This is a genomic window from Candidatus Sulfotelmatobacter sp. (assembly GCA_036500765.1).
In the GTDB taxonomy this organism is placed as follows: Bacteria; Acidobacteriota; Terriglobia; order Terriglobales; family Acidobacteriaceae; genus Sulfotelmatobacter.
Genome location: DASYBM010000011.1, coordinates 104,999 through 122,689, shown reverse-complemented (window position 1 = coordinate 122,689; position 17,691 = coordinate 104,999). Strand labels below are relative to the sequence as shown.

Sequence of the window (17,691 nt, the reverse complement as noted above, 5' to 3'; positions counted from 1 at the left end):
GTTTGCACCTCTTATAGTCTCACTTGAATCCACGGTTGCGATGCTGTGGAGGAAGCTGCAAAACCCCAGTCTTGCGTGCCATCCATGCGCGGGAAAACATCCTGAAGAGCCTCGCGAGATTCGGCTTTACGCGATTTCGCCGGCTCGATCCGGCTCCCCAAACCTGCTGGCTGAAGATCGGCGACTATGCCAGAGCGGAGATCTTCCAAATGTGCACCGTCGACCATCGCGCGCCGGATCATTAAGCCAGGCGCCAGATAAGTGTCTGGCAGCACGGTAGACTGTTCCACCGTAGTTCCACAATCCACGACGCAATCTCTCTCCACTGACGCGAGGGGACCGATGGTTGCTCCCGCTCTAACGATGGTCCGCGCTCCAATATAGGTGGGACCAATCACTCGCACGGAATCCGCAAGGCTCGCGCCTTCGCCGATCCATACCTGCTCGCGAATCTGCTTTCCCGAAGGTCGCAGGGCACAGGCGCCGATCAGCGCATCTCCGACCAGCTCCTGCCTTTCCTTCGCCGACAAAATCCGCTTCGCGTACCCATTGAAGTGATATGGGCGCCCGCCAGCAAATCGGACCTCGGAGGATTCGTATTTTCGCTCGGCCGCGCGCAGTGCCAGACGATCCAGCAACGAGATCCCTAAATGCCCGCGAGCATCTCTGGCCTCCGTGATCGAATTCCGGCTATTGCAATGAAATCGAAACAGATCGCTTAGATCCATCTCCGCATAGGACTTCAATTTAATGACGAGGAGGCGATCGATTCCCTGACGGGCTAAGCGGGACAATTCAGAGCCCAGACTCTTCTCGTCCGAGCCGGAGGTGAGCCAGAGGTTTTGCACTCCCAGCTTGCGCACACGTTCCATCCACGACCGCATAACGTCGTTGCCAAGAATAGGGACACGCGAGGAACAGAAAGCTCCTGAATCCTCGAAGGTTTCCGGGGCATGGCTTTGAAAATCTTCCGCTGCCATAAGACCGTCTTTTGACGGAACCACTACCACCGCAGCCAACTCCACGTCAGTATCTCCTTTTTGACCCTCGTACCCAGCGTCCTCTGGACCTTCTATCGTGTCCTCTTCAGCGCGCTTGAGGTGTACGTAAGATGTGAAAGGAATAGCCGGAAGATGTCTAAAATGATGAAAATGCAGGATCTCCGTGGCATTTCTGGGGGGATGACTGTAGCTCATGCGACCATTCAGGCGGGCAGTTTTTGGGTAGGGTAGTAGAACTTCTGAGTGCCTTGGGTAGGCAATTAATGCTTGAGTCCAATCTCCTAAATCCGTAGGATTTCGTAAATACTGCAAAGCCTGTAGGACCCACTTCGCAATTCCTTAAAAATGGGAGTGATTCGTGATGAAGAAGTTTGCCCTGCCGCTTGCTTTGTTTTTGGGCACCCTTGCCTCAGCCAGCGTAACGGTTTCCGCACCCGCTAACGGAAGCCATGTCAGCACAACCGTGCAATATGTTGCCAGCGCTACGACCAACTGCGCCGCGGGAATCTCGGCTATAGGAATCTATTCTTACCCCGGCGTGCTCGCCTACACCACCCCGGGAAAAAGCCTGAACACCGAGCTCACTTTCAGCCCCGGCACCTATCAAACCACGGTACAAGAATGGGATAACTGCGGAGGCAGCACTTCGACCCCGGTCACCATTTACGTCGGCGGATCCTCGTCTTCAAGCGTGCAGGTGAGCGCACCAGCGAATAACGCGAATGTAGCCACGCAAGTGCAATATGTTGCAAGCTCAACAACGACCTGTTCTAAGGGCGTCTCTGCAATGGGAATCTACACCTCGCCCGGCGCCCTGGCCTACCAAGGGTCGGGTGCCAGCCTGAATACGGTCCTGACATTGAATCCCGGCACCTACAACACCGTGGTGCAGGAATGGGATAACTGCGGCGGTGGCGCCTCGACGCCCGTCACCATTAAAGTCGGCGGCTCCGGCGGCGGTGGCAGCCAGGTAACCGTGACCGACCCCAAGAACAACAGCTCGGTGAGTTCCACGGTGCAGTACGTAGCCTCAGCGACCTCCTCTTGCTCGGCCGGCGTCGCTTCCATGGGAATTTATACCGCGCCCGGCAAGCTGGCCTATACCGTGCAAGGTGCCGAACTCAATACGGAACTCAGCCTTAGCCCCGGCACATATTCCACAGTTGTGCAGGAATGGGATAAGTGTGGCGGTGCGGCCTCGACTCCAATCACGATCACGGTAGGCGGAAACGGCTCTACTTCGGGCACCTTTACCAATCTTCATCAGCAGTCGGGATGGACTGGATATGCCCTTCTGCCCTCGGCCTACAACATTTGCAGCAGTTGCGTTCCGTCTGGTCCAGAGACGACCTGGTCGATGACCCAGAAAGTGTCCTCGCCTTCGCGCAGCGGAAACTCCTCGCAAATGAGCATCGGCGGAGAGACCGTTTATTCAGACGTACTCTGGAATAACCACCTGATCGGAGATTTTTCCTCCCAGGGCATGCCCGACACCAACCACACAATCGTCCCAAATCTTCACAACTTCACCTACGACGTCTACTTTTATGTCGGGAACGCGGGAACATCACAAGCGCTGGAGTTCGACATTAACCAGTTCGTGAATGGCTACTCTTACATTTGGGGCCATGAGTGCCGGATTGCCGGCGGCAATGAGTGGGATATCTGGGACGATCCCAGCTCCACCTGGCATCCGACCGGGGTCGCCTGCAACCCCATATCGAACTCCTGGAACCACTTGGTTCTCCAGGTCCAGCGCACCTCGGATGACCACCTTCTGTTTCAATCGATCACTTTGAACGGAGTGACTTCAACTCTGAACTACTACGAAAGCCCCACACCCAGCTCGTGGTATGGGGTGACGGTCAACTATCAGCAGGATGGTAACTCCGCCCAGAATCCTTACTCGGTGTGGCTGGACAATTTGAACTTCAGCTACTGGTGATATTTCCGGATCCCTCCCCCCACGCGGCCCTTTGAGGGCCGCGTTTTTTCTACAGTGAATCCTTTAGGCCCGTGATTCACACCCAACTCTGTCTCGGCGAACTTCATCTAGTGCCTTAGCAATCCCAAAGGGGGATGTGAGGCTTGTTGTCCATAACAGTGTCAGGAGTGAAGTCGGCTGGTCGCACTGGCTGGCGTGTACCAAGCTGCGGCGTACTGAGTTGGAGCGCCGCGGGAGTATTGGCGTGTCTGCTGGCCTTTGTCTGCGCTGGGCTGGCGCAAGATCCGGGCCCGCCTCGAACTTCGACCCCTCCTCCTAATCCTACGGCATCGCCCACAACTCCTTCCGGCGCTGCTTCTTCTGAGGCAGCTCCCGCCGACGCTGCTCCCGGCGATTCCGCTCCGGCAGATGCTGCGCCGGCTCAAAACACTCAGGGAGACGGCTTCGTCTTCCGCAAACAAGTTGAGGAAATTATCCTGCATGCCACCGTCATTGACCCTGAGAATCGGCCGGTTACCGGCCTGTCCCGCGAAAGCTTTCAAGTCTTCGAAGACGGCAAACCACAGAGAGTAACTTCCTTCCGCAAGGAGCGCGTCCCTATTGCCTTGGGAATTCTCATCGACAATTCCGGCTCTATGCTGCCGAAGCGAGCTCAGGTGAACCAGGCCGCACTGCAATTGGTGGATGCCAGTCAGGACCAGGATCAGGTATTTGTCGTCAACTTTGGCGACGACGCTTTTCTAGACCAGGACTATACCCAGGATGTCGGCAAACTGCGGCTGGCTCTACAGCGAGTTGAAACCAAGGGCAGCACCGCGCTCTACGATGCGATTATTGGCGCCGCCGATCACCTGAACCAGACCTCTCCATTGCAAAAGAAAGTTCTGTTGGTCGTTACCGACGGCCGCGACAATGCCAGCCAGGCTACCTTTCAGCAAGTCCTGCGCAAGCTGCAGCAGAAGAATGGGCCGGTCCTCTACATGATTGCACTCGAACAGAACGAGTGGCGCAACGATCGCGACCGCCAATCTCTGATAACTCTCTCCGCGCAGACTGGGGGAGCGGCATTCTTTCCCGCCAGTGTCGACGAGATCCAATCCATCGCGAGTTCTATTGCGCGAGATATTCGAAGCCAATACGTAATCGGCTACCACTCCTCCAATCCACACACAGCGGGCGTCTATCATTCGATCGAAGTTCATGCGACCGAGGGATCCACTCCACTGCGCGTGGCCACCCGCACCGGATATTATTCCGGAAACAGCGGAAATAGCTCCCCTAAATAATCGGCGAACAATACCTGCTAGCGCTACCAAGTCTGACCAGCCTTCCGAGAAGTTAAGGTGACACCGCTTGTGGGCCCGTCGCACCCTGAGTCAGATCATCCGCCCAACTCCAAACTGAGCTTTAAGGGAAAATAATCTAGGTTTATACTTGCCGAAACGACCGCGAAATGGGGTTTGAGCATGCCAAACTTGAGCGAAGCTTTGAGTCGTGTCGGCGCTTTTGGCAGGGGCACCTGGCGATACTGGCGGCTTGGCGAGCCGGCGCCGGAGAGCAACTTCATCGTACAAAAGCTCTACGCTTATACCGACGGCAGGTCGAATGACTTTCTGTTTCGCATGCTCGAATCCAAGCGAAAAGAGGCAGACCTGAAACTAGGTTGGGATGCGGATTCCCTCATCAGTAACGCCGGCATTTTGGATCCCAGTATCGAGGGGATTGCTCGCACCCTGAAAGAAGACGGCGTGGCCGTCCTGCCGCAGCGGCTCAAGCCGGACGCGGTTGAAAATCTGATCGAACTTGCCTCGTCAGGTCCGCTACAGACCACGACCTATGGCCCGCTGCCGAGCGATCATGTCCCTGGGAGCCTATCGACTCTCCCCGTCGCGGAGAAGGGGACGAGCGATGGAATGGACCCGGCGCACCCTCGCCATTCCCTATATTTGATTCCGCGCGAGCGATTGCTGGAAAACGCGTATGTGCAACGTCTCTTGTGCGATCCCTATCTTCTGGCGGTCGCAACGCGCTATCTCGGTGTTTTCCCGGTGATTACCAAACCTGACATGTGGTGGGATACCGACTACCTGACGGAGGGACTTCGCCCGCGACCGTTTCACACCGATTCGGGATGCTTGCGCTGGTTAAAGGTCGGCGTGAATCTGACCGACACAACATTTGAGACGCCGCATTTCGTCTTTGTGAAAGGCTCCCATAATCCCAACAGAAAGACCCGGCCTTTGACGAAGCGGTTGGTAAGCCGAATGAATCTCAGTGACCGGGAGGTGCATGAAGTATGTGCGGAGAAGATTGCTCATGTCACCGCGCCGGCCGGGTCGATCACGCTCGCCGATACCCGGGGAATTCATAAAGGAGAGCTTGCCGCTCGCGGAAACAGACTGATCCTTTATTTTGGTCTCGAGGGAAGTGCTTTTAATAATATCGACCACCCCATGCCCTTGAATAACGCAGGAAGCGAACTGGCCAGGGCAATGAGCGCAAGACCTTTCAGCTATCAATTCTTTCGTTCTTCCCATTCGTGCAGCCACTAAGGCGGCGACTTCCGCGCTCCGTGCGATACTGACGGGGCCTGATTCGATTGAGCGCATCGCGAGGCTAGTGCGGAGGAACACGAACGTGTGTTTTTCGGCGGCAGCGAATTTTGTCGGCAGCGGAGTCCTGGCAACCGTCGGCGTGGCGACCTTGACTCGGGTGAAGCACCGGCGAGAACTTCTCTTTGCATCTCTTCCTACGCTGTTTGCGATTCACCAGTTCATCGAAGGCTTCGTATGGTTAGGGCTGGATGGAATGCTCTCCCCGAAGATTACGCACAACATGGGCGCGGCCTTCATGCTGTACGCCCAGGGATTGCTTCCCTTCCTGCTGCCGCTGAGCGTCCTGCTCTTTGAACCCAACGCGAAAAGCCGAAAACGGATGCTGCCGTTTCTCGTGGTCGGAACGCTGACGACGCTGTACATACTTTGGGCACTCACCGCTTATCCAACGGAGATCTCCACCAAAGGCAATAGCATTGTGTATACCAATGCCGCCACAAACAATACTGCGGTCGCAGTGTTTTATGTGATCGCCACGTGCGGTTCGCTTTTGTTCTCCAAGATAAAAGATATGGTGATCTTTGGAATCGCGAATATGGCGATCTTGCTGGTTGTGATGGCGGTAAAGCGGTACGCATTCACATCTTTGTGGTGCGCGTACGCGGCAGTGGCCAGCGTGATCATCCTCGCCTACTTCTGGAAGAGCAGCAAAATAAGACCTTTTCAGTACGCCGCTGCGAAGTAAAACCGCATCAACAGTAGAGTAACAATCCGGTGATAATAATAGGGGTGAAAGGAGTTCTCATGACCCCGCCAGCCTCCGCAGTTTCCCCCACTTCCTCCGCTTCCATTCAGCCCCTTGCCTCCGAAGAATTACGCAAAATGAACGCCTACTGGCGCGCGGCGAACTATCTGTCCGTCGGACAAATCTATCTGTATGCCAATCCTCTGTTGCGCGAACCGCTCAAGCTCGAAGACATTAAGCCCCGGCTGTTGGGGCACTGGGGTACGACCCCCGGATTGAATTTCATCTACGTTCATCTGAATCGACTCATTAAGAAGTACGACCTGGATACGATCTATGTCTGCGGTCCCGGCCACGGCGGCCCCGGCATGGTGGCCAATACTTATCTGGAAGGCACCTACACCGAGCTCTACACCAACATTCAACAAAATGAAGAGGGCCTGAAAAAGCTGTTTAAGCAATTCTCTTTCCCCGGTGGGATTCCAAGCCATGCGGCCCCGGAAACGCCCGGGTCCATCAATGAAGGCGGAGAGCTGGGCTATTCCTTGCTTCATGCGTATGGAGCGGTCTTCGATAATCCCGACCTGTTGGCCTGTTGCGTGATCGGCGATGGCGAGGCCGAGACGGGACCACTGGCCACCAGTTGGCATTCAAACAAGTTTCTCAATCCGGCACGCGACGGAGCCGTGCTTCCGATCCTTCACCTGAACGGCTACAAGATCGCGAATCCGACGATCCTCGGCCGTGTCAATGATGAGCAGCTCGTTGATCTTTTTGCCGGATATGGCTATAAGCCGTATTTTGTCGAGGGGCACGAACCAGAGGTTATGCATCAACTCATGGCGGGCACGCTCGACAATATCATCGACGAGATTCACGGTATTCAGGACGAAGCCCGCTCAGGGAGATCTACCAACCGCCCTGCGTGGCCGATGATCGTTCTGCGCAGTCCGAAAGGCTGGACCGGCCCGAAGTTTGTTGACGGTAAGCCGGTGGAAGGCACGTGGCGCGCCCACCAGGTGCCAGTGACCGATATGGAGAAGTCAGGGCACCTGGAAATCCTCGAAACCTGGATGAAGAGCTATCGCCCCGAAGAGCTGTTCGATCACGCTGGAAAACTGGTGCCGGAACTGGCGGAGTTGGCGCCTACGGGCGAACGGCGGATGGGAGCGAATCCGCACGCGAATGGCGGGTTGCTGTTGAAAGCATTGCTCATGCCCGACTTTCGAGAATATGCATTTCCGGTGTCAAAGCCGGGCACAGAAACCGGAGAATCAACCAGAATTCTCGGAACTTTTCTGCGCGATGTAATGAAGTTGAACCTCGAATCCAGAAATTTCCGCGTGTTTGGGCCGGATGAAACGGCATCCAATCGCCTCGAGGCCCTATATGAAGTCACCAAGAAGGAGTGGATGGAGCCGGTTTTGCCGACTGACGAGAATCTTTCGCAGGACGGACGCGTGCTGGAGGTTCTGAGTGAGCACATGTGCGAGGGCTGGCTTGAGGGCTATCTGCTCACGGGGCGTCACGGCTTTTTCTCCTGCTATGAGGGCTTCATTCACATCGTCGACTCGATGTTCAATCAGCACGCGAAGTGGATCGAGGCCACGCACAAAATTCCCTGGCGGCGGCCGATTTCGTCCTTAAATTATCTGCTTAGCTCTCACGTCTGGCGTCAGGATCACAACGGTTTCAGTCATCAGGATCCCGGCTTCATCGATTTTGTGATGAATAAAAAGGCAAGCCTGGTTCGTGTATACCTTCCGCCGGACGCCAACTGTTTGCTCTCGGTGGCCGACCACTGCCTCCGCAGCCGCAACTATGTGAATGTAATTGTTGCCGGCAAGCAGCCCGAACTGCAATGGCTCGACATGGACGCGGCCATCGAACATTGCACCAACGGAATTGGAGTCTGGTCATGGGCCAGCACCGACCAGGGCAGTGTGCCCGATGCCGTGATGGCGTGCGCGGGAGATGTTCCTACGCTCGAAACTCTGGCCGCCGTCGATCTGCTGCGGCAGCATTTTCCCGACATCAAGATTCGAGTTGTCAACGTGGTGGATCTGATGACGCTTCAGTCTCCCAGCGAGCATCCTCACGGTCTTTCGGATCGCGAGTTCGATTCCATGTTCGGCACTGAGACTCCGGTGATCTTCGCGTATCACGGATATCCGTGGCTGATCCATCGCCTGACCTATCGCCGCAACGGCCACGATTATTTGCACGTTCGCGGATTCAAAGAAGAGGGCACCACCACCACGCCGTTCGACATGACCGTAATGAATGATCTTGATCGCTATCATCTCGCTGGCGATGTGGTGGACCGAGTTCCTCGGCTGCGAAGCATCGGCGCGCACTTCAAACAACTGCTACGCAACAAACTGGTAGAGCACAAGCTCTATATCCACGAGCATGGGGACGACGTGCCGGAAGTGAAAAATTGGAGCTGGCCGCACTAACCTAGTCGTTAGTCGTCGGTCGTCGGTCGTTTGGATATTGCTAACGACTAACGACTGACGACCAGCGACCCCTCACACTCACGATGAAAATTCTGGTGCTCAATTCGGGGTCCAGCAGCCAGAAGCTCTGTCTTTACGATCTGGGCGAAAGTCTCCCTGGCGATCCGCCGGCTTGTCTTTGGGAGGCCAAGATCGAGTGGGATGGCGAGCAGGCAGCATTTGTCGCCAAGACTTCGGCTGGCGCGTCGCAGCAGGGCCAGCTCGAAACCATGTCGCGGCCGAAAGCAGTGGAGCACTTGCTTGGGTCCGTGTGGAGCGGTCAACAGCGGGTCCTTTCCTCACCTTCCGAGATTGATGTGGTTGGACATCGCGTGGTTCACGGCGGCCCCGATTATGAAGAACCGGCCCTGATCACAGCGGAAGTGAAAGCCGGAATAGCAAAAGCGTCGGCATTTGCGCCGTTGCACAATCGCGCCGAACTCGATGGCATGGAGATCGTTGAAAAGCTACTGGGCTCGGTGCCGCAGATTGCGGTTTTTGACACCGGCTTCCATCGAAAAATGCCGCTCTCGGCTGCGATATATCCGGGGCCCTATGAATGGTTCAGCCAGGGGATTCGCCGCTACGGCTTTCACGGCATCAATCATCAATATTGTGCCGGGCGAGCAGCGCAGCTGCTCCGCAGAAAACCTGAGTCGCTCAAGTTGGTGACCTGCCACCTCGGCAACGGTTGTTCTTTGGCTGCGATTCAGGATGGTCACAGCATTGACACGACAATGGGATTTACGCCTCTCGAAGGTTTGATGATGGGAACGCGATCTGGTTCCGTGGACCCTGGAATTATCACGTACCTGATGCGGCGGGATCAGATTGATGGCCCGAAAATGGATGACACCCTGAATCACAAGTCAGGACTGCTGGGTATCTCAGGCGTTTCCGAAGACATGCGTCAAATATTGGCAGCCATCAAAGAAAATAATCCGCGTGCCAAGCTGGCCTTCGACATCTACATTCATCGCCTCCAGGCGGGCATCGGCGCTATGGTTGCCGCCTTGGGAGGGGTCGACGCTCTGGTGTTCACCGCGGGAGTTGGCGAGAACTCGCCTGAAGTGCGGCAGGCAACTTGCAGCAACCTGGAGTTTCTTGGGCTGAAACTCGATGCGGCAAAGAATGCGAAGCTTACGCTCGATGCCGACATCGGCGGCCCGGATTCCCGGGTTCGAATCCTCGTAATTCGAGCCCAGGAAGATTGGGCTATCGCGCGAGAATGCTGGAAGCTCGCGCGCGAGACTACGAACTACAGCGATTGAATTGTCTTTGTTTGACCTCACTTCAATCGAGGGGGACATCGATCCAGCGCCGGGCTCGATGGCTCTCCAACACCGCGTCCAGAATTTTGAGTTGTCGTAGTCCATCCACGAACTGCGGGTACTCGGGCGCCGTGCCCGGAGTGCCAATCGAGGCGTAGAAGCGCCTGAAAACCTGCTTGAATGTGTCGTCGTAGCCTTCGCTGTGACCGCCGGGTAGATCGGCGTAGCTGCGTGCTCCAGGTTTCAGCAACGATGGGTCCTTGACGAACACTTCATTAGCCACATCGCGATGGCCTACCCATAGTTCGTCGGGGCGCTCCTGATTCCACGCCACTGAAGATCGTGTGCCATAAACCTCGAGGCTGAAACGGTTCTTGCGTCCGGCGGAAACCTGGCTGGCCGTCATGCAACCGCGAGTGCGGGTTCCCATGTGGAAAATCACAGCGCCGAAGTCTTCCGTATCGATCGGCGTTTCGATGTAGTCTTCCGGACCCAGCAACTTATTAGCAAAAGTCTCCACCGAATGCTTTGGCTGCTTGCGTGTGGGGTGAACTGTTTGCAGGTCGGCGCAGAGACTGGTCACGCGCAGTCCCGTGATATGCTCCGCCATATCGAAAAAATGAGTCCCTATGTCGGCCATGCAGCGCGAGCGTCCGCCAGCGTTGGAATCAACTCGCCAATTCCAGTCTGTGTCATACAACAGCCAGTCCTGCGAATAGGTTCCCTGCACCACCAGAATCTCGCCGAGATCGCCGGCCTCGCGCAGGCGGCGCATTTGCTGCACCATGGGGTAGTAGCGCAGATTGTGGCAGGTGCAGTTGCGTACTTCCTGGCGGGCCGCAAGTAATACGAGTTCCTCGGCCTCGGCCACGGTTGTGGTCAGAGGCTTTTCGCAAATCACATGCTTGCCGGCCAGAAGCGCATCTTTGGCCATGGAAAAATGCTGCGCATTCGGCGTACCGATGTGGACCGCATCGATCCCAGGGTCCCGCAGCACTTCGCGATAGTCGGTCGTAATCAGTGGAACGGAAAACGCTGCGCCCAATCGCCGTGCCGCCTCCGCGTTTCTGCCGACGATTGCCGCCGCTTCTACGCCTTCCACTCGTCGCACCGCTTCGAGATGCACGCGGCCCATGAAGCCGGTACCAAGAATTGCGGTTCTGATCGGTTTCATCCGTCGCTTTCCTTTCGCCTAGGTCCACCAGGCCGCCCCAGGCTGCTCGCGGATTACGATGCTGTTGAGGAAGTTCGCCGCTTTCGTCAATCCTTCACCGGGCGAGAGCAGGCTGTCTTCATGCTCGATGGACAGCACGTAATCGTAGCCAAACATACGCAACATGGAGACGAACTCCCGCCACCACTCCTCGCCATGGCCATAACCGCAAGTGCGGAAGATCCAGCTGCGATGGCGTTCCTCAGTGTATGGCTTAGTGTCGAGGACGCCCGCGCGCACCATATTCTCCGCATAGAGTTGCGTGTCTTTGGCATGAACATGAAAGATGGAGCCCGCCAGAACGCGCACAGCGGCGATGGGATCGATCTGCTGCCAGAAGAGATGGCTGGGGTCATAGTTACAGCCGACATTGTCGCCTGCGATCGAGCGCAATCGAAGCATCGTCTCCGGACTATAGACCACAAACCCCGGATGCATTTCTACGGCAATTTTCACGCCGTGGTCGGCAGCGAACTTTGCGTGCTCGACCCAATAGGGCGTGACGACCTCATTCCATTGCCAGTCGAGAACCTTGCGGTACTCCGGAGGCCACGGACAAGTCACCCAGTTGGGAGCGATCGCATTCGGCGAGTCCCCCGGGCATCCTGAGAAATCAACCATCGTGCCCACGCCAAGCTTCTCGGCGAGCAGAATCGTTTTGCGGCTCACCTCGCGGTATTGTTTCGCCAGAGCCGGGTCTGGATGCAGCGGGTTGCCATGACAACTTAACGCGCTGATGCTGACCCCGTGGTCGGCGAGCACCTTCCTGAAGTCGGCCAGGGCCGAAGCATTTTCAAGCATCGCCAGCTTACAATGGGGATCGCCAACATAATTCCCTGTGCCAAGTTCAACGGTCTCAATGTGAAGGACCGCGAGCTTCTTGAGAACTTCGGTGAGGGGCAACTGCGACAGCAGAGGAGTAAAGACTCCAACGCGCATACGCTTCCGTTCTCCTGAAAATCGGTCTCCTTAAAATCGATGCCCATTCTATCGCAGTTGCTTGTGTTACCTTTATGCCTTTGAGGGAGGTCCCTTGCGCCAAGCTCGAATAGCTCTATTCTCCGTTCTCTTCTTTTCGATCCTCGCCACGTTGATGGTTGGTCAGGATCGTCCCGCGGTGGATCCTACGCTCCCGCCTCCGCCCCACGAGAAGCAGATTCGCCTTAAACACATTCTGGTAATCGGTCAGACCAAAGGATTCGAGCACGATTCGGTTTCCGATGGCATGGTGGCGATCTATAACATGGGTCGTGAAAGCGGCCTTTGGGACGCCACGCTTCGCACCGATGTCGAACTCATCACGAAGAAAGACCTGGGCAGAAACGCGAAAACGCTCGACTACTTCGATGCTCTGGTTTTTGTCAGCACGACAGGCGAGCTCGACATGGACGACAGCCAGAAGAAAGACATGATAGCGTTCATCAAGGACGACGGCAAAGGCTTCGTCGGCGTTCACGCCGCCCTCGACACCAACTACAAATGGCCGGAATACGGCGAGATGATCGGCGGATGGTTCGACCAGCACCCCTGGCTCACGTTCAATGCGCCGATTATTAATGAAGATCCGAACTTCCCGGCGGTACGCCATTTTCCGAAGGCCTTCGTTAAGTATGACGAGATCTATCAGCCGAAAGAATGGTCGCGCGAAAAAGTGAACGTTCTGCTCAGTCTCGATCCTACCAAACTCAACTACGACAACAACCCACGCGTGCACAGAACGGACCACGACTTCGCTGTGGCCTGGGCCAAAATGTACGGCAAAGGGCGGGTTTTCTACTCCACGCTCGGTCATACACAGGAAGCCTGGAACGACCCCGACGTCCGTAAGATGTATTTTGAAGCGATTAAATGGGTGCTGGGAATGACGGAGGGTTCGACTAGTTCCCATCCGCGGCAGCAAACGTTGGGAGATGGGCACTAGCCCGCCATGAATTCTCCTGGCGCAACTTCTCTTCGTTCATCTTTACATTGGAATGCGCCGCTGGCCGCTCTTTTGCTCCTGAGCCTTGCCACCGCGCAAAATCCCACTCCCAGCACGCCGGCGGGAAGCAAAATCAAACCGATCGAAGCTCCCGCGTCCCAAACCTATCCTTCAGACTTGGTCCAGAGTGGCGCAGCACTTTTCCGGCAAGATTGCTCCTTTTGTCATGGCCGCGATGCCGGCGGCGGAGAGACCGGCCCCGATCTCACGCGATCGAAGTTAGTCACCGCGGACATGGACGGGGACAAGATTGGCCCAGTCGTGCGCAATGGGCGCCCTGATAAGGGCATGCCACCGTTCGATCGGTCGGACCAACAGATTGCCAGCCTGGTGGCGTTTATCCATACGCAGCAAAACAATGCCATTGCGAACGCCGGACGCAAAGGAAACGGCGGCCGAAAAGGTGTGGACGCCTCCGATCTCCAAACCGGAGACGCAGCAGCCGGGCAGCGGTACTTCAACGGGGCCGGCGGATGCGCAAACTGCCACTCGCCGACCGGGGATCTTGCCGGAATCGCGGCGCGCTACGAAGGCCTTCAACTCGAGAAGCAGATGCTCTACCCGAAGCACGCGAAGTCAAGAGTCACGGTCACCCTTGCTTCCGGCGAAACCATCGACGGAACACTGGCATATCTGGACGAGTTTACGGTTGGAGTCATCGACGCATCCGGCGTGTATCGATCATGGCGAACCCGCGATGTGCGCTACAAAGTCGATGCTCCGGTGGAAGCGCATGTGGAATTGTTCAGTAAATACACCGATGCCGACGTTCACAACCTGATGGCCTATTTACAAACTTTGCGTTAGACGCCAAAGGCGGCGTTGGCGAGAAGCCGATGCTGGTGAGAGGTTTGACAGAGCCGACCTGGGACACAATCAATGACAAATTCTCTTAGACTCCCATACCTTTTTGCCGTGGTTTCGCTCATTGCATTCTCTACTCCGCGCGCGCTGCTCGCCCAAGGTGCCGATGAGCAAATGCTTTTGCATCCGCCGGCTGACAGTTGGCCCGGATACCACGGCGACTATTCTGGCAGGCGCCACAGTGCGCTCACTCAGATCGCACCCCAAAACGTGAAAAACCTGGCCTTGGCTTGGGCTTTTCAGACGGAGCAGAAATCGCCAATCAAGTCTTCACCTCTGCTGGTGGATGGCATTCTGTACTTCACCGGCCCCGATAACATTTGGGCAATCGACGCACGCTCGGGCCACATGGTCTGGCACTATAATCAGCCCACCCATGAGGGTGAGCATATCGGACAGCGTGGCGTTGCGATCTACAAAGGGTATCTTTTCTTTCTGCTTCCCGACGCTCACCTAATTTCACTGAACTGCAAAGATGGAACCGTGCGCTGGAAAGCAGAGGTTGCCGACGTCTCTAAAGGCTACTGGACCAGCATGGCACCGCTCGTCGTCGGGAACCATGTGCTCGTTGGTGTGTCGGGAGATTTCGATAACCTGAGCGGCTACATCCGCGCGATCGATCCCGAGACTGGCACAACGCAGTGGCAATGGGATTCGACTCCTCCCGCGGGAACTCCGAATCAAACCACCGGAGGAATGACGTGGATGACGGGAACGTACGATCCCGATCTGAACCTGGTCTACTGGGGGACTGGCAATCCAACTCCCGTGTTGAATGGTTCGACGCGGCCCGGCGACGATCTCTACACCTGTTCAATCGTGGCGCTGAATCCCGATACGGGCAAGCTGGCGTGGGCATTCCAGGCCTCTCCGCACGATACCCACGACTGGGACGCGGTTGAAACTCCCGTGCTGGTCGACGGAGACTTCCACGGGGCGCCGAAAAAAATGCTGATGCAGACCTCGCGCAACGGCTACTTCTTCGTTCTCGATCGCACTAACGGGAAGAGTCTTCTGACCGCCCCGTTCGGGCCGGTAAACTGGACACTCGGAGTCGACAAGCAAGGCCGCCCGATTCCGAATCCTGCCAAGGAACCAGCTCCCGACGGGCGTCTCATCGCGCCCGACGAGGGCGGCATGACCAACTATCGCTCACCCAGCTTCGACACGAAAAACGGTCTGTTCATCGTCAGCGCCCATCCCAGCTGGAGCGTTTACTTCGCCAAGCCAGCCGATGGAGTCTACGGTTGGGCGGGGGCGGACTACGACGTTTGGGGCAAAGGCGTGATCGAGGCTATCGATTACCAAACAGGAAAGATCCGATGGAGCCACGAGCTCGGCGCCGAATCGGGCGCAGGAGTGTTGACGACGGACTCGGGGTTAACTTTTACCGGCGACGCGATGGGCAATTTCCTGGCGTTGGATTCAAGCGACGGTAAAACGCTCTGGCACGCAGGGTCGGGCTCGCACATCGTGAGTTCTCCCATCACCTACCAACTGGATGGCCGCCAGTACATTCTCACCAGCAGCGGAGGTGTACTGTTCGCGTGGGCGCTTCCGGAAGGTTGACGGTTTGCTGTTTACAATTGCGTTTTCGAGTTGTGGCGCGTAAGAAAAACCCACTTCTCGCAAGATCTGTGAGAAGTGGGGCACCCGATCTTATTAGAGACTTATCGCGATTCGCCGGGTCGCTCGATCCAGAGCTATCGATTACTTTTCGGCTGGCTCATGCTGAACCAGTTGCCAAAAGGATCTTTGAACACCGCTACTACGCCGAAGAATTCATCTTTGGGTTCGGAGACAAACTCCACGCCTTTGGCCTTGAGTTCTGCAAAGGTCTTGCGGCAATCTGCGGTGTGAAAGACGCCGGCGCTGAACCAGCCTTTCTTCAACAGCGCAGCCATGGCTTCGATATCTTTCTTGGCAGTTTCTGTCGCGCTTCCGCCCTTCAGCCGGTCGGAGTCGGCGCCGGTACCGACCCTCAGCAGGGCGATCTCCACTTCAGTCTGTCCTTTAGGAGCGACCGCGAGCCAGCGGAAGCCGTTCGGCGCAGAGTAATCCGCCTTAAGGTCAAAACCCAACTTATCGACGTAGAAGTCCTTGGCCAAGTCCTGATCGAGCACATAAATGGTTGCGTGGGACATTTTTTGGATCATGATCGTTCTCCTTGGGAAGGAAGATAGCAAACTGCGGCTGGCGCCGCTTCTCGATTCTTGCTATTCGATTCCGGCTTCTATTGGAGAGTTGGCGGCTGTAGAAAACATCCCGGTATCATCAGGATGCGCCAGGGTGCGCTATAGCCGAAGATGCGGCGGATTTCACGCTGGAACTGAGAGGGGCTATGGCCGAACTGGGTATGGAATTTACTGGAAAACGATCCCAAACTTCCGTAGCCTACCTCGAAGCATACTTCGGTCACGCCACGCTCAGAGGCGAGCATCTGCCTGGCGCGGTCCATGCGCAGGCGAGTAAGAAAGCCATGCGGAGTCTCGCCAAAGGTGGTTCGAAAAAGACGATGGAAATGAAATTCGGAAAGACAGGCCTCGCGCGCCGCCTCTCGCAGCAGAACGCGGGAATGATATTCGGCGGCGAGAAAATCGCGCCCGCGACAAAGCCTGCGAAAGGTGTCGTCATGGAGAAGGTGCGGCACCAGAAAATCATACTCCTTCGTGCCTTGCCCGGAAAAGCCGGACCCCGATTGGTGATGTTTTAAGGTTGGCTGTGAAAAAGGGCCAAATCAGGATCGCGCGCGCACGCTGAGAAACAATCTCCCGTGGTGGACTCTTCGTCTTTTCTATGTGAGGTACGGCCCTCAACGAGGATGGCGCGAATCGTCGCCGCCTGTTGCAACTACGGAGGGCCGGAGCGGATTCCAATGTTATGCCTGTCATATTGACTCCCTGTGTGTGGTGGGGTTCAATACGCGGGTTCTGCGAAGTAGCCGGATTCAAATAGCGCAGGGCAACCAGCAAGGTAGGATCCCAATTTGACGACGGGTTCAGATTTCTGGCGGAGAGGGAGGGATTCACCGCCCAGTGCGACCCCTCGACAGCCTGTATGCAGTGGAGCACAGCCCTTGCTATCTAGTACAGCATGAAATGCGCTCCGGGCTAGCGGCTCCACACCAGAGTGCCGACTCGCTCACAGGCTGAAAACGGCTGTTCCGTTAATTTCCTTCACAGCACCGGGCGAAAAGAAAGGGAGCCACCGGAGCGGCTCCCCAAGGAAGAACTGTCACTTCTCCTACTACGGAGCGTGAGCGGTCAATTTTCAGGCCGCACTGACTTTTGATTTTGGCTCTTCAAAGGAAAACTCAATCGGTTGGTCTACACCCGCTGATGCCGTCAAGATCGCGTGGGCAATTTGCTCGTGTTTTTCCTTCGGTAGAGAGAACGATAGGTACGCCTTGCTATCGCCCGTCTCGCGAAAAGAAATATGCACCCGTTTCGTGCCGCCGCCAGAAACCTTGATTTTGAAATTGTGGAAGGATTCACTGAAGGACTGTCCGCTTTCGTAATCCAGATGGACGTGCATTGTTTTTCTCCTGTAGTACGTAATTGCGCCCGCACCTTTTCACGGGCAGCAGAGGAATTATAGCACCACTCCCGGACCCACCTT

15 protein-coding genes are annotated in these 17,691 nt (G+C 56.2%); 9 read left to right on the top strand and 6 right to left on the bottom strand.

Translation table 11 applies throughout. The annotated features are described in order from the left end of the window. Positions 1-11 precede the first annotated feature (11 nt). Entirely contained in the window at positions 12-1,025 is a 1,014-nt protein-coding gene (locus tag VGM18_14125) for a hypothetical protein (GenBank protein ID HEY3974140.1), read from the bottom strand. A gap of 337 nt (positions 1,026-1,362) precedes the next feature. Here VGM18_14125 and VGM18_14120 point away from each other — a divergent pair, with 337 nt between their 5' ends. The 6 genes from VGM18_14120 (at position 1,363) to VGM18_14095 (ending at position 10,015) form a co-directional block, all read left to right on the top strand. After that, the gene (locus VGM18_14120; protein HEY3974139.1) at positions 1,363-2,946 is read left to right on the top strand and encodes a hypothetical protein; all 1,584 of its coding nucleotides are present in this window, start codon (positions 1,363-1,365) and stop codon (positions 2,944-2,946) included. Positions 2,947-3,113: 167 nt separating this feature from the next. Further along, positions 3,114-4,232 carry a VWA domain-containing protein gene (locus tag VGM18_14115; protein HEY3974138.1) on the top strand — a complete coding sequence of 373 codons (1,119 nt, stop codon included), beginning with the start codon at positions 3,114-3,116 and terminating at the stop codon, positions 4,230-4,232. 336 nt (positions 4,233-4,568) lie between these two features. After that, positions 4,569-5,498 carry a hypothetical protein gene (locus tag VGM18_14110; GenBank protein HEY3974137.1) on the top strand — a complete coding sequence of 310 codons (930 nt, stop codon included), beginning with the start codon at positions 4,569-4,571 and terminating at the stop codon, positions 5,496-5,498. An 85-nt stretch (positions 5,499-5,583) separates the two neighbouring features. Next, entirely contained in the window at positions 5,584-6,246 is a 663-nt protein-coding gene (locus VGM18_14105; GenBank protein ID HEY3974136.1) for a DUF6629 family protein, read from the top strand. 59 nt (positions 6,247-6,305) lie between these two features. Then, positions 6,306-8,705, top strand: a complete 2,400-nt coding sequence (locus VGM18_14100) for a phosphoketolase family protein (GenBank protein ID HEY3974135.1) — start codon at positions 6,306-6,308, stop codon at positions 8,703-8,705. Positions 8,706-8,788: 83 nt separating this feature from the next. Further along, on the top strand, positions 8,789-10,015 hold the full coding sequence (locus tag VGM18_14095) for an acetate kinase (GenBank protein HEY3974134.1): 1,227 nt from the start codon (positions 8,789-8,791) through the stop codon (positions 10,013-10,015). Between the two features lie 22 nt (positions 10,016-10,037). Here the strand turns inward: VGM18_14095 and VGM18_14090 are convergent, their stop codons facing one another. Both VGM18_14090 and VGM18_14085 read right to left on the bottom strand, forming a co-directional pair. Continuing rightward, the gene (locus VGM18_14090; GenBank protein ID HEY3974133.1) at positions 10,038-11,189 is read right to left on the bottom strand and encodes a Gfo/Idh/MocA family oxidoreductase; all 1,152 of its coding nucleotides are present in this window, start codon (positions 11,187-11,189) and stop codon (positions 10,038-10,040) included. Between the two features lie 18 nt (positions 11,190-11,207). After that, positions 11,208-12,167 carry a sugar phosphate isomerase/epimerase gene (locus VGM18_14085; protein HEY3974132.1) on the bottom strand — a complete coding sequence of 320 codons (960 nt, stop codon included), beginning with the start codon at positions 12,165-12,167 and terminating at the stop codon, positions 11,208-11,210. Between the two features lie 94 nt (positions 12,168-12,261). Here VGM18_14085 and VGM18_14080 point away from each other — a divergent pair, with 94 nt between their 5' ends. The 3 genes from VGM18_14080 (at position 12,262) to VGM18_14070 (ending at position 15,642) form a co-directional block, all read left to right on the top strand. Continuing rightward, a complete protein-coding gene (locus VGM18_14080; protein HEY3974131.1) occupies positions 12,262-13,149 on the top strand; it encodes a ThuA domain-containing protein in 888 nt (295 codons plus the stop codon). A 6-nt stretch (positions 13,150-13,155) separates the two neighbouring features. After that, positions 13,156-14,016 carry a c-type cytochrome gene (locus VGM18_14075; GenBank protein HEY3974130.1) on the top strand — a complete coding sequence of 287 codons (861 nt, stop codon included), beginning with the start codon at positions 13,156-13,158 and terminating at the stop codon, positions 14,014-14,016. Between the two features lie 108 nt (positions 14,017-14,124). Next, positions 14,125-15,642: an acido-empty-quinoprotein group A gene (locus VGM18_14070; GenBank protein ID HEY3974129.1), complete on the top strand. Its 1,518-nt coding sequence runs from the start codon at positions 14,125-14,127 to the stop codon at positions 15,640-15,642. 134 nt (positions 15,643-15,776) lie between these two features. On the opposite strand, the gene VGM18_14065 is transcribed toward VGM18_14070, so the two are convergent. From VGM18_14065 to VGM18_14055, 3 genes are all read right to left on the bottom strand, one after another. Beyond that, a complete protein-coding gene (locus VGM18_14065) occupies positions 15,777-16,229 on the bottom strand; it encodes a VOC family protein (GenBank protein ID HEY3974128.1) in 453 nt (150 codons plus the stop codon). A 77-nt stretch (positions 16,230-16,306) separates the two neighbouring features. Beyond that, complete coding sequence (locus VGM18_14060) at positions 16,307-16,723, bottom strand: AraC family transcriptional regulator (GenBank protein ID HEY3974127.1); 417 nt, start codon at positions 16,721-16,723, stop codon at positions 16,307-16,309. 620 nt (positions 16,724-17,343) lie between these two features. Then, positions 17,344-17,607, bottom strand: a complete 264-nt coding sequence (locus VGM18_14055; GenBank protein HEY3974126.1) for a hypothetical protein — start codon at positions 17,605-17,607, stop codon at positions 17,344-17,346. Positions 17,608-17,691: the final 84 nt, after the last annotated feature.

Bases quoted from the DNA above. Each gene is read 5' to 3' on its own strand.
- VGM18_14120 (HEY3974139.1), top strand. From the start codon at position 1,363: ATGAAGAAGTTTGCCCTGCCGCTTGCTTTGTTTTTGGGCACCCTTGCC.
- VGM18_14110 (HEY3974137.1), top strand. From the start codon at position 4,569: ATGCTCGAATCCAAGCGAAAAGAGGCAGACCTGAAACTAGGTTGGGAT.
- VGM18_14100 (HEY3974135.1), top strand. From the start codon at position 6,306: ATGACCCCGCCAGCCTCCGCAGTTTCCCCCACTTCCTCCGCTTCCATT.
- VGM18_14095 (HEY3974134.1), top strand. From the start codon at position 8,789: ATGAAAATTCTGGTGCTCAATTCGGGGTCCAGCAGCCAGAAGCTCTGT.
- VGM18_14090 (HEY3974133.1), bottom strand. From the start codon at position 11,189: ATGAAACCGATCAGAACCGCAATTCTTGGTACCGGCTTCATGGGCCGC.
- VGM18_14085 (HEY3974132.1), bottom strand. From the start codon at position 12,167: ATGCGCGTTGGAGTCTTTACTCCTCTGCTGTCGCAGTTGCCCCTCACC.
- VGM18_14075 (HEY3974130.1), top strand. From the start codon at position 13,156: ATGAATTCTCCTGGCGCAACTTCTCTTCGTTCATCTTTACATTGGAAT.
- VGM18_14065 (HEY3974128.1), bottom strand. From the start codon at position 16,229: ATGATCCAAAAAATGTCCCACGCAACCATTTATGTGCTCGATCAGGAC.
- VGM18_14055 (HEY3974126.1), bottom strand. From the start codon at position 17,607: ATGCACGTCCATCTGGATTACGAAAGCGGACAGTCCTTCAGTGAATCC.